Source organism: Cytobacillus massiliigabonensis (assembly GCF_900199725.1).
GTDB lineage: Bacteria > Bacillota > Bacilli > Bacillales > Cytobacillaceae > Cytobacillus > Cytobacillus massiliigabonensis.
Window position 1 is genome coordinate 2399046 of sequence record NZ_LT904904.1, and the last position, 12712, is coordinate 2411757.

Below are 12712 nucleotides of genomic sequence, written 5' to 3' on the forward strand. Positions count from 1 at the left end.
ATCATATATCCGTAAACTTTAACTAGAAGAAGCGGTGGTCCTAGAAGGATCAACGCTTCATTTCGTTATGGTGCTCGTAATAAAACCATTGATAAAAGAAGAGTAAATTGCTACAGTTTTTATGAATTTAATTTTATATTGGAAATTAATTAATTAAATTGGAGTTGGCTGCTCCTTAGACTAAAGGAGAGAAAATAATGTTCTATGCAATCATCTTATTTATTATTGCCGGGATAGCTGAGATTGGCGGTGGATACCTTATTTGGCAATGGCTGAGGGAAGGAAAACCGTTCTATTGGGGTGTTAGTGGAGGAATAGCATTAGCCATTTATGGAGTAATAGCCACATTTCAAACCTTTCCTTCATTTGGTAGAGTATATGCTGCATATGGTGGAGTATTTATTGTTCTATCCGTATTATGGGGATGGGGAATTGATAAGAAAACACCAGATTTATATGATTGGATAGGTGCTGGAATCTGTCTGATTGGCGTATCGGTTATGTTGTTTGCTCCGCGCCACTAACTAGCATAGTGTTTCTAAAATGCCGACTCGTTTGAATACAAACGAGTCGGCATTTTTATTACTACTATTTGTAAATGGTTACTGGAACGGATGGATTTTTATTTTATTTTAAAAAGAATGAAACCAAAGAATTATTCAGTCGTCTTAGCAGTAGGTAAGAAATGAGGTGGTATTTAATTGAGCAGAAATACGAGCGGAAAAAATTCAAATTTAGATAGTGAAGAATGGCTAGAAAATATAATGGAGCAATATGGTGACAGGCTGACCAAGCTTTCCTATAACTATGTGAAAGATTGGAATCTTGCAGAAGATATTGTACAGGATGTTTTCCTCACTTGTTATAAAGAATATGCAAAGATTGATAAAATTGTATCTTTTAAAGCATGGATATTTAGGATCACGATAAACAAGTGTAAAGATTTATTAAAAAGTTCAATTTTTAGAAGAGTAGTTGCAAATTCGAATATTTTTCCAATTATAAAATCTTCAGAATTAACACCAGAACTGGCGATCATGAAACGCAGTGAGGAGGAGTTTTTATCTGCTTCTGTACTTGAACTGCCAATTAAGTATCGTGAGGTTATTACTTTATATTATTATGAAGAATTATCAATTGAAGAAATAAGTGAGATCTTGAAAATAAATCAGAATACGATAAAAACTAGACTGAATAGGGCTAGAATTAAACTGAAAGCTATAATGGGAAGGTGGAGATAAGATGGAGCAAGAACTTAATAACTTGCGAAAAGCAATGAATTCTTCCACTCACAAAGGTATTCGCTTTACTGAAAGACAGAAAGAAAAAATTAAAGCAGCTATTCAACAGGAGCCTTTCAATGGTAAAAGGAAACCCACAATATCTATTTACTTTATCACTGCGTTGGCAGCATCCTTGTTTGTCTTGCTCTTTTATAAAGATATAGTTTCGAACTTAACTACAAATGAGGATATCATGCAAGGAAAAGAACTGAGCTTTGAAGATGAGTGGGAGGTTAGAAATGATTATTCAAGAAATGGGAAGTTAATGTTCAGTATCTTCGAAGATCCTTATCTGTCTGCAGGTAAGCCTTTTGGCTATATATTTAGTTTTAAAGAGTCTTTTGAAAGCTATGAGGGCAAAGAATTAGAAATATACGCAGTCCATAAGGAAACAGGTGAGCGTTTAAATGTATTATCTTCTACTAAAATTACTGAACCTTCCCCAGGATATTCAAGTTTAGGAAGGTTTACTGCAAGAATGCTGATTCCAAAAGCTGGACATTGGAAATATGAGGTTTACTTTGATAAAAACTTATATGGGGATGTAGTATTAGAAGTACAGGAAGAAAAATTTCTGCCTGTGAATATTCCTCAATTTGTTCAAAAAACAGACTTTGAAAAAATTGACTGGAATCGAAAGGCAGTAAATTTAGGCAACAATATTTTAGGGAATAAAAATAAATCAGGTGTGATTGGTGCGCTTATTCCGAGCTTGGATATCAGCCAAAAATGGATGTGGCTCTTTTGGGGGATAGATAATCCAAAGGAAACAAAAGTAACGGTCGTTGGTTATCATAGAGAAACAGAAACGGTCCATCAAATCCTAACAACCGGTTGGACATTTGATCTTGGTGGTGCAAATAAAGGAGCGGATGCACATGCTCCCTCAAATGTGAACATTCCCCTGTCAGGTGAATGGGCAATATTCCTTTATGTTGATGGAAAGGTATTTGATGTATTAGTCTTCGATATAAATCAATAATTATATAAGTCTAGAAGGACGTTAATAATCGGTTAACGTCCTACTTTTTTGTGTTAACACATATAGTTTTTTGCACCGAATAGAACGCTGTAAATTAATAACAGTTCCTTTTAAAGAATCACTGACAAGTACCAGGATATCCTATTGATAGGAGGGATGGTCTTGGGAAAACGAATTGCATGTTTAATCATTTGCTTATGTTTTCATTCATCAATAATGGCAGCTGCTGAAACCACATTTACTGCAGCATTTATCCGTGGCCATCAGTTATGGATAAAAAAGGGAGAAGAAGAAATACAAATAACAAAAAATCGATATGTGTATTCTCCGAAATGGTCATATGACGGCCGCTTTATTGCTTATATTGATGGGGCTGAACAAGGGACAAAGTCGGATTTATTCATTTATGATACGAAGAAGAAGGAAAGCTATCAGCCTTACGTTAAGGTTGAAACATCTGATTTTAAATGGTCACCGATCAAAAATCAATTAGCTTACACTGTTCAAGGTTTACTAAATGTTACGAAAGAAAAGAATGACCGCCCATATGGCTTTGAGAATGTTTCACTAGGGGTAAGCGGGTTTGAGTGGTTTCCAAATGGGAAGGAATTTATTGTTTCCTCACAATCCAGTTTGCGTCCAACTGGATGGGGACCCATTCCGCTTTATAAAATACCAGTAAATGCAAAACTGGCAAAGGATAAAATGAAGCATTTTTATACTATTCAAACAAATGATACTAATTTATTTGCGATTTATACAGACTTTTTTAAGTGGAGTCACGATGGGAAATGGGTTAGTTTTATCGCTGTACCTACAGCTTCTTGGTCCATGGATAGTAATACATTATGTGTACTTTCCAATCGGGGAGAACCTTTTCTAGCAGCAGGAAAAATGTTAGGATACGAAGATTGGATGAAGTGGGCTCCAGCAGAAAACCAGCTAGCATATATTTCAGGAGAAGGAAGATTTTTCGTTGAAAATAAGAATACCACAATTGCCAACATGCCGGCATCTCTTCAACAAAAGGATTATACACCTAAAGGATATGTGGACCTGGATTTAGAATGGTCCTCTTCAGACAAGGTTATTGTGGCTCGAGCTATTGAGAATAAGGAATGGAAGGAAGGTCCTGTTCCAACAATGTTAACTGCTCTTTACGAAATAAATATAAGAACAAATGACCAAAAACAAATCACCTTTCCAAAGAATAATGAAATGGATGAGGATCCCCAAGTAATTGGCTCTGTTCTTACATGGTTTCGTAAGAAGGAAAATGATTTTCATGGAAACGTATGGATGAAAAATGGTTTAAGCGGTAAGGAGTATAAGTGGATTAAAGATGTTGATAATGCTCCGATCTTTTTTATGTCAAACGGATGATTCAATAATAAGTTAGTGAAATTTGTTATAAGGTAAATTATAACATATTAAGTATAGAATTTTCAGACTTGTCATCTTTTATTTTATTGTTAATCTTAATAGAGCAATGAAATGGAGGAGGATGAGTATGGTTTATAGAATTATACAAAGAGATGGATTTGATGGGAGAATTGGAGAACTTGTTTCAATGTTAGAGTATTCAAGAAAAATTTTGTTGGAAGATATTAAAGATTTCAGTCAGTCTGATTTAGATTTCATTGCATATGAAGGTGCTAACTCGATTGGTTCACTATTAATGCATATCGCTTCAATTGATTTTGTTCATCAAATTATAACATTCGAAAGAAGAGATTTAAATAAAGATGAATATTCTCTTTGGGAGTCTGCATTATTTCTTGGAGAAAGGGCGAGAAATGAAATCAAAAATCGCCCTCTTAATTTTTATTTGGAAAAACTATTTGAAACGAGAGAGAAAACTTTGGCATTGTTACGTGCTAAAGATGAGGAATGGCTGTTTGAAGAAAACACTTGGGAGAATGGTGTTTCTCATAATAACTTCTGGCTATGGTATCACGTCATGGAGGATGAAATAAACCACCGCGGGCAGATAAGAATAATTAAGCGGATGCTGTTATGTAAATAATAAAATCTTATTAAACTATAAGTTGCAGTAGTTGAAGAACAAGAAGAATGTTAAATGACTAAATATTGAGGTAATAGTTATATTGATGAAAATTTCATGAATATCACAAGGATTGAAAGAAGATCGTTATGAAGACTTAATCTATTATGGAAAGATTAACCCAGCAGAAATATGAGATAATGCTATGGCATAAGAAAAAGATTTTAAAAGCTATTGAGGAGAATGTGATGAATACATTCATTTATATGGTAAGACACGGGGATTCACCAAAAGAAGGAAATGAAAGAACTAGAGTCCTAACTGAAAAAGGAAAACTAGATGCTGAAAAAATAACTGGTGTATTGAAGGATGAAGGGATTAATGCTGTTATATCAAGTCCATTCACGCGTTCAATTTTAACCGTTGAGCCCTTAGCAAAACATATAGGACAAGAGGTTTTAGTAATTGAAGAATTAAAAGAGAGAATTTTTTCTTCAAAAGACAAACGGATGTCTGATAAGGAATTACTTCCTTTATTGGAAAAGTCGTACTTGGACCCGAATTTCTCATTAGTTGGAGGGGAATCGAATACCGTCTGTCAAAAAAGAGCTGTAAAAGTTTTAAAAGAATTATTAACTACATATAGAGGGCAAAAAGTAGTAATCGGCACTCACGGAGCAGTTATGACTTTGATGATGGGGTATTATGATATAAACTATGATTTGGCTTTTCTGCATAGCACATCTAAACCTGATATTTATAGAATGGTGTTTAATGATCAGGAGTTAGTTGGGATTAATAGACTATGGGATAAATAAAATTTTTGTTCTTAACGCTATGATCACCGGATAATTTCTTTAGGTATAGTATAGTAAAGCACAGGTAGGGAACCTGTGCTTTATTATTTTTTATAGTCATTTTAATGAAAGAATATTAACCGGAATATTCAGTCTGTTATTATCGTTTTGTTATTTTTCATCTATTGAGCATTTTCTTATCATTTATTATTCTTTTAATAGTATTTCGTAAAGTTATATCTTATCGGGAATTGGAGGATATAAATGTGAAACGCAGGAAAGTATTAAAGTGGGTTTCATTTCTAATTCTATTTTTAATCTTGTTTATTTTTGTTAATAACAGCGTTATCTTTACAAAGACACGAATGGATGAGCCGATTCTTTTAGCCCATCGCGGTTTGGCACAAACTTTTGATATGGATGGAATAACAGGTGAAACCTGTACGGCGGAGCGTATATATGAGCCGGAACATCCATATCTTGAAAATACGATCCCTTCCATGAAAGCTGCATTTGATGCTGGGGCCGATATTGTAGAAGTAGATGTGCACGTTACAAAAGATGGGGAGTTTGCAATTTTCCATGATTGGACCCTTGATTGCAGAACGGATGGCAAAGGTACTACGAGAGATTATACAATGGATGAATTGAAGCAATTGGATGTGGGCTATGGGTATACGGCAGATAATGGGAATACATTTCCGTTTCGTGGCAAAGGAGTAGGTCTAATGCCTACGCTCGATGAAGTATTATCTGAATTTCCAGAGAAGTCATTTTTAATTCATATTAAAAGCAATGATCGAAATGAAGGAATTCAGCTATCTAAGTACCTTTCTAAGTACTCAGATGATAGGTTTAGAAATCTTTCTGTATATGGTGGGGATGAACCAATAGCTGCCTTAAAGGAAAAACTTCCTAAATTACGTGTCATGTCAAAGGAAACGCTGAAGAGTTGTTTGCTGCCCTATTTAACAGCAGGCTGGACTGGACATGTTCCTTCGTCATGTAAAAATACTCAACTTCACATCCCAGAAAAATATGCACCATTTTTGTGGGGATTTCCTGATAAGTTTCTAAACAGAATGGATCGAGTGAATACAAGGGTCTTCCTTGTTGCGGGTGACGGCGGATGGTCAGAAGGTTTTGATACAGTACAAGACCTGAAGCGTATTCCAGAAAAATATAATGGCGGCATATGGACTAATCGAATTGATGTGATTGCACCTTTCTTAGATGAATAAGTTCCATTAAATTAGATTCTTAGTTGTCTCTGAACAAAATGAAAAAGGTATTGTTCTAATTTGCACCACATTTTTATGTAAATGGATGAAGAGTTGTAGGTCCAGTAAGGATTTGCGGCTCTTATTTTTTTTCGGGTAACGGATTTGCTTAACTGAATATGAATAATCGGTAATATATTTTCAGAAAAGTCTTGACAATATATACCCCTGCGTATATATTGAATATAACCAAAAGGTTATATGTTAGAAATGAGGGAAGGATAATGCCAGATATTTATCGTGCATTAGGGGATTCAACGAGACGGCGTATACTAAGTATGCTTAAACAAGGAAACAAAACCCAAAAGGAGATCGTCGAAGCATTTGATATCTCTCAACCAGCAATTAAGAAGCATTTGAATATTCTATTGGAGGAAAATCTCATTTCAGAGAGCTTAAAAGGGAAGTATCGTATTTATTCAATAAATTTCAATTCCCTACAATTTGCTATCCATGAAATGCTTCTTTTCACCAGAGAATTACTTGATGACCAGCTTGTCAGTTTGAAAAATTATGTGGAAAAGGGAGAGTTTCAAGATGAACATGATTAATGATACTGTAAAGAGTGTGATCGTTATTAATGCGCCTTTAAAGCAGGTTTGGGATGCATTAACTATGCCTGAGCATTTAAATCGCTGGTATACCAAAAATGCTGAGATAGAATTTCGAATTGGTGGAAAAGGTTATATGAATCATGGCTGGGGAGCTGTATCTGAAGGGATATTTACAGAAATTGATGCGATGAAACGATTTGTACTTCAAAGTCTTGATGGGGATTTTACAACCATTACTTCTTTAGAAAAAGTTGAAAATGGGATAGAGGTGAGCATTGAATATCAAGCATCTTTTATGGCTGAAATGAATAAAGCTGCAAAGGAAAATATGCTGTTCGGCACATATCAATTCTTAGAAAATCTTAAGAGTGTCTATGAAACTGGTATAGATATTCGGTCAAATTTGTGGAAATCATGGATTGGTATTGTACACACAACAAATGACGGGGTTAAAGGAACAAGAGTCTTACAGGTGAAGGAAGGTTCACCATCCGCAGCTGCTGGAATTAAAACGGATGACATTATCATGGAAATCGATGGAGCAGAAATTACAGGGTACGAGTTATTTGAAAGAGCTTTGAATAAAAAAGCTGTAAATAGCACTATTTCCATAACTATAAGAAGAAATGATGAAAGGCTACAGGTAAACTGCCTTGTAGATGCGTATCCTGTACCTTATTAAGATTTTAGGGAGAAGAATACTTCTGCTTATGAACGAACAATTACATGAGTCAATGAGAGGCAAATAGTTTCTATTAAATATATAGTAAGACTTACCGGTGTTGACAAACATTTCAAAAAATTATATGATATAAATCCTGCCAATTTTATGATTGGCGTTAAGGGGACTGTGAAAAGTTCATTCTTCTTTGAAAGGGATGGATCATATGAATAAAGAACAATTAGTTGAAAGTGCACGTAAAATGAAGAATAGAGCCTATGTACCTTATTCCAAATTTCCAGTTGGAGCTGCGTTATTGCTAAAAGATGGTACAGTCATTAATGGTGTGAACGTGGAAAATGTTTCCTTTGGTGCTACAAATTGTGCTGAGAGAACAGCTATTTTCACTGCTATAGCAAATGGATATAAAAAAGGGGATTTCCAAGCAATAGCTGTATCAGGTGATACGATGGATTTTCTTCCGCCATGCAGTATTTGCAGACAAGTTTTAGCTGAATTCTGTTTACCAGACATGCCAGTTTATTTAACAAACGAGAAGAAGGATATATTAGAAATAACCTTAAGGGAATTATTACCATATGCATTCACAGATTTAGAAATGTAAATATAGTACTCATCCAAATTAAATAAAAGTAGGGCAAGTTTTGATTACTATTCTCTCAAAACATGCTCTTCTGTAAAAAAGGGAAAAAAGAACAACTAGGATGCACTTTTTTCTCTTTTTTGTTTTTCTAGTAATACGGCTGATTAATTACTGCTCAAACAGAATCAAGAAAGCTGCCCTCTGCTATTTAAGCAAGAACGCCTCCCCAAGCTCATCATATGCGTCCTTGTAATCGAATGTAAATGGAATCCGATGTTATAAGCAAAATTTTCCTTTATTTATTCTCAGTTTCAATAATTGGATAACTTTTAACAAAGTTAATAAATTCTTTTAAATTATTGCTCACATCTGTGTCGCCTTTACGGCTGCAAATATAAATAGGTCTTTTTATGTCAATCCCTTTAACTATTACTCTGCCTATTTCATTGCGTTTTAAATGGTCTCTGACGGCAAGTGCTGGAGCAAGCATTGTGCCATATCCCGCAATAACTGAACGGACCGATTCATTTAGCCCGTGAAATTGCAAGCCAATATTTGGCAGCGGAACTCTGTGAATTTTACATAAGGAAAATAGTATTTCCCTTGTTGAACTCCCTTCCTCCCTAAATAAAAAAGGCTCGGACATTAACTCCCTTAATTCAACTTCTTTTCCATCGTATTTATGGCCATGTGGGACTATAAACCAAAAATCTAAATCCATTAAGTGTTCATGATATAATTCTGGGCTGTTCCATTCCTCTTTCACCACGAATGCTAAATCAGTCTTGTAATGAAGCAATTGTTCGATCACTTGATTAGAATTACCGCTAAAGAGGTTTACTTTTAATGTTGGAAAATGCTTCTTATAATTTGCTAACCAAATGGGCAATAAAAAATTTGCTGGCAAATAGGTAGAGGATATTCGCAGTTCTTGTAGAACTCCATTTTTTAGTTGAATTAACTTACTTTCAATATCCATTTCCATATCGAACAATTTTTCTGCATGTCTGACTAAAAATTCTCCTTCTTTAGTAAGTTTTATACCTCCTCCTTTCGTTTCTACTAGCTTTAATCCTGTTTCTTTTTCTAAATTCCTAATTTGAACGCTTATAGCTGGCTGACTAATAGAAAGTGAATCAGCAGCCTTAGTAACACTTTTTAAAGCAGCCACTTTAGTAAATATACGCAAGGCATGGAGGTTCATAGAGCCACCCTTTCATAAATTTTTTTTATGAATATACAATAAATATATATTAGATTTATTAAAACTAATTATATATCCTTTTATCATAAAGAAAAAAGGAGTTTACTATGAAAAAACAGACCTTAATTTTTTCTCTTGTTATTGTTTTCCTTTTGCTGAGCTTGGGACCATCATTAACTAGTATTTCAATCTCCAATACAAACCTTATTATCTTATGTTTTATTGGTATTGTGTCATCTTTTGTTGGTACACTCGCTGGAGGTGGGGGTCTCATAACAATTCCAGCGATGATGTTAATTGGTATTCCGATTCAAACAAGTATAGCTACAAATAAATTTTCTTCAGGTATAGCAGCATTTTCTAGTGTATTTTATCTAATCCGGCGTAAGGATCTGCATATAAATGCAATATACGCAGAAATATTAATAGCATGTATAGGTGGTGCTATTGGAGCTTTAATTACTTCTTACCTTTCCGCAAAAACTATGAATATGATTGGGTTATTTCTTCTTATTTTTGCATTGGCAGTTACAATTAAAAATAGGGAATGGATTAATACAGTTCAAACGCAAAAAAAAGAATCTCCTACAAAAAGGTGGAGATCTTTCATTTCTTTTTCTATAGCTGTTTATGATGGAGGATTTGGCCCTGGATCTTCTACATTTGGTATAATCCATAACATGAAGCAAAGTAACACCTATCTAAAAGCAGTCCAAATGACAAGAGTTTTAATTTTTGGAAGTTGTACGGGTGGATTTATCATTTTTTATCATACTGGTTTCCTGCAATGGACTTATGCAATCACAATGGCAATTGGTACTATAATTGGTTCTCAATTAGGGCTTCTTGTCTTACCTAAAATTTCACATAGAACGGCTAAAATATTGTTAATTACAATTTTGTGTCTATTGATTACGCAGATGGTTTTAAAATTTATTTAGAGCTTTCTTATTGACTATAGGTTTAGGTTTAATGAAGAAGCTTTTTGCATTTGCATTATAGAATTAAGTTAAGAACCATTATTATTTTTAGATAGGTAAAATATGCCGTTTGAGATGCAAAGAAGGGTATACATAGAAAAATAGATATTCTAATTTTTTATTTTTTAATATGACTTCTTTCGTAGAGGATCTATTAGTTTAGCTTGGAACAGGTAGTTTAGAATTGCTACCGCAATACTTAGAAAAAACAGCTGTTTTCTGCTCATTCGTACCATTTTATATACGCCTAGTTTCTCCGCTAATGTTGTTAATGGGTATGCAAACAAGTAGTCAGCACCAATATTGGTCAGTAAATACAGCCAGAATCTTTTGTACGTTAATTTAAAAATCCAGAAGTTTATCATCGTAAATGGACCAAAAACAAAAGAGATATCTGTTGCAAACTTTGGAAAAATAGGATTCTTAACTATCCACCATTTTAATTCCCGGGATAGTTCACTAATTAGTGCAATGACTAAGTTACTAAAAATAATAGTAGGTAAATACAAAAGAAATGAAAGCTTTCCAAGCTTCGCTGCAGAAAACCACGGTAAAATTAGTAACAAATACATTTTCCACTTCTTTTTCATTTAATACCTCCTTAGGCTGGGGAACTATCTATGAAAGCAAAAATATTTGTGGACAATGCTATTATTTGCTAATTAATCTACAATATCCATTTTTTATATAGACCCGAACTTCTTTTCACAACAGTGGAAGAGAATATCTTATTTAATCTAAATAAGTATTCTCTATTTAAACAATAAAACCCACTATACTGAACTGCACCTCAATTGTTTGATGATTACTAACAATTGGAGTGCAGTTCAATACGAAGTGGGTTTTATTAATAATAAATTTATAGGCCATTTACGGTGTTAATCTGTGAATGTCCCGTGGAAAAGCACTTGCCTCCCTAACGTTCTTTAATCCAAGCAGTCTTGCAGTTAAACGTTCCAGTCCAATAGCAAAACCTCCGTGCGGCGGAACACCATATTTGAAAGTGTTTAAATAATTTAGGAAGCATTCTTCATTAAGACCTTTTTCTCTGATTGATTCTATAAGCATTTCATATTCGTGAATCCGTTCCCCGCCAGACGTGATTTCGAGGCCTTTAAATAATAGGTCAAATGACTTGGTTAGTCCATTTTCCGAAGGCATCGTATACATAGGTCTATTTTCTTTTGGATACTTTGTAATAAAGACAAATTCACTCCCCAGTGTATCTTTTATATATTTTGCAATGAGTTTTTCACCTTCAGCATTTAGGTCACCATCTGGCATTTTTTTATTATATCGAGTTTTTATAATTTCTCTTGCTTCATGTATTGTTAATTTTGGAATTTCTGTAATAGTTGGTACCTCAATTCCCAAAAGATTTAACTCGTTTTTATTTTTTTCTTTTACTTTTTCAAACATATATTTTATGATCTCAGTTTCAAGCTCCATTAATTCTTCAAAACCATCAATAAAACCAATTTCAACATCCAAAGATATATATTCATTTAAATGTCTTGATGAGTTGTGTTCTTCTGCTCGGTAAACAGATCCAATTTCAAATACACGCTCAAGACCTGAAGCCACCATCATCTGTTTGTAAAATTGGGGAGATTGTGCAAGAAATGCCTCTTTTCCTAAATAATTCAATTTAAAAACATTGGCCCCACCCTCGGCACCTTGAGAAACGATTTTCGGTGTGAAAATTCTGGTGAATCCTAAGTTTGTTAAGTATTCACGAAATGCTTCTTCAAGGGTTGATAGTATTTTAAAAATCGAAGCTACTTTTTCATGACGAAGGGATAATACCCGATGATTTAATAGGTTCTCAAGACCTGTATTTATTTCTTTTTTATTTACCTCGAAAGGCAGTAAACTATTTTTGTTAATCACTTTCACTGAATTTGTTAACAGTTCAACGCCAAGTGATGTTTGTTTTGTAGAAACAACTTTTCCAATCGCTTCTATCACACTTTCTGTTTCTAAATTGAACCCAGCAAGTTCTCCTTCTAATACACATTGTATTTCACCGGTTCGCTCTCTTATAACTAAAAAACTGATGTTTCCAAGGTGCCTAACTCTTTTTGCCCAGCCCTGCACTTTTATCGTTTCGCCAACTTTTTTAATACACTCTTTGGCGAGTGTACGTTTTAGATTTGTATACATGATTTTCCCTCCAAAATAGTTTAATTTTTGATTTTTTTCATCATCATCGTCATCATTCACGTACACTCACCTCCTTAAATTAAAAAAAGCACCCGCCCCTGACAATTTGTCAGGGACGAGAGCTTATCTCGCGGTACCACCCTAATTGCTGCAAATGCAGCCACCTCATTGCTTTTTAACGGCAGCAAACCGTCTATCC

The 12712-nt window shown here is 34.3% G+C and carries 14 protein-coding genes and 1 other annotated feature (1 of these 15 running past the window's edge); of the genes, 11 read left to right on the forward strand and 3 right to left on the reverse strand.

The window, feature by feature from the left end; all coding sequences use genetic code 11:
• The first annotated feature begins 197 nt into the window (after window positions 1-197).
• The 10 genes from C1726_RS23020 (at window position 198) to C1726_RS23065 (ending at window position 8187) form a co-directional block, all read left to right on the forward strand.
• Window positions 198-524, forward strand: coding sequence for a YnfA family protein (locus C1726_RS23020; RefSeq protein ID WP_102275293.1), 327 nt, complete (start codon window positions 198-200; stop codon window positions 522-524).
• Between the two features lie 177 nt (window positions 525-701).
• A complete protein-coding gene (locus tag C1726_RS23025; RefSeq protein WP_235822829.1) occupies window positions 702-1241 on the forward strand; it encodes a sigma-70 family RNA polymerase sigma factor in 540 nt (179 codons plus the stop codon).
• Window position 1242: 1 nt separating this feature from the next.
• Window positions 1243-2265 (forward strand): helix-turn-helix domain-containing protein, encoded by a 1023-nt coding sequence (locus C1726_RS23030; RefSeq protein ID WP_102275294.1) that lies wholly within the window; start codon window positions 1243-1245, stop codon window positions 2263-2265.
• Window positions 2266-2481: 216 nt separating this feature from the next.
• Window positions 2482-3648 carry a translocation protein TolB gene (locus C1726_RS23035; protein ID WP_180968326.1) on the forward strand — a complete coding sequence of 389 codons (1167 nt, stop codon included), beginning with the start codon at window positions 2482-2484 and terminating at the stop codon, window positions 3646-3648.
• A 121-nt stretch (window positions 3649-3769) separates the two neighbouring features.
• Window positions 3770-4291: a DinB family protein gene (locus C1726_RS23040; RefSeq protein ID WP_102275296.1), complete on the forward strand. Its 522-nt coding sequence runs from the start codon at window positions 3770-3772 to the stop codon at window positions 4289-4291.
• 227 nt (window positions 4292-4518) lie between these two features.
• Entirely contained in the window at window positions 4519-5088 is a 570-nt protein-coding gene (locus C1726_RS23045) for a histidine phosphatase family protein (RefSeq protein WP_102275904.1), read from the forward strand.
• Window positions 5089-5333: 245 nt separating this feature from the next.
• Complete coding sequence (locus C1726_RS23050; RefSeq protein ID WP_102275297.1) at window positions 5334-6308, forward strand: glycerophosphodiester phosphodiesterase family protein; 975 nt, start codon at window positions 5334-5336, stop codon at window positions 6306-6308.
• A 263-nt stretch (window positions 6309-6571) separates the two neighbouring features.
• Window positions 6572-6898, forward strand: a complete 327-nt coding sequence (locus C1726_RS23055) for a metalloregulator ArsR/SmtB family transcription factor (protein ID WP_102275298.1) — start codon at window positions 6572-6574, stop codon at window positions 6896-6898.
• Window positions 6885-7583, forward strand: a complete 699-nt coding sequence (locus C1726_RS23060; RefSeq protein ID WP_180968279.1) for a PDZ domain-containing protein — start codon at window positions 6885-6887, stop codon at window positions 7581-7583. Before C1726_RS23055 ends, C1726_RS23060 begins: the two co-directional genes overlap by 14 nt.
• A 205-nt stretch (window positions 7584-7788) precedes the next feature.
• On the forward strand, window positions 7789-8187 hold the full coding sequence (locus tag C1726_RS23065) for a cytidine deaminase (protein ID WP_102275905.1): 399 nt from the start codon (window positions 7789-7791) through the stop codon (window positions 8185-8187).
• A gap of 274 nt (window positions 8188-8461) precedes the next feature.
• Here the strand turns inward: C1726_RS23065 and C1726_RS23070 are convergent, their stop codons facing one another.
• Window positions 8462-9370, reverse strand: a complete 909-nt coding sequence (locus tag C1726_RS23070; protein ID WP_102275300.1) for a LysR family transcriptional regulator — start codon at window positions 9368-9370, stop codon at window positions 8462-8464.
• 107 nt (window positions 9371-9477) lie between these two features.
• Between C1726_RS23070 and C1726_RS23075 the strand changes: the two genes are divergently transcribed.
• A complete protein-coding gene (locus C1726_RS23075) occupies window positions 9478-10311 on the forward strand; it encodes a sulfite exporter TauE/SafE family protein (RefSeq protein WP_102275301.1) in 834 nt (277 codons plus the stop codon).
• A gap of 164 nt (window positions 10312-10475) precedes the next feature.
• Here the strand turns inward: C1726_RS23075 and C1726_RS23080 are convergent, their stop codons facing one another.
• Both C1726_RS23080 and aspS read right to left on the reverse strand, forming a co-directional pair.
• A complete protein-coding gene (locus C1726_RS23080; RefSeq protein WP_102275302.1) occupies window positions 10476-10940 on the reverse strand; it encodes a hypothetical protein in 465 nt (154 codons plus the stop codon).
• Window positions 10941-11220: 280 nt separating this feature from the next.
• Window positions 11221-12513 carry an aspartate--tRNA(Asn) ligase gene (aspS, locus tag C1726_RS23085; protein ID WP_102275906.1) on the reverse strand — a complete coding sequence of 431 codons (1293 nt, stop codon included), beginning with the start codon at window positions 12511-12513 and terminating at the stop codon, window positions 11221-11223.
• 108 nt (window positions 12514-12621) lie between these two features.
• Window positions 12622-12712 (reverse strand) — a binding site (T-box leader) (it continues 124 nt past the right edge of the window).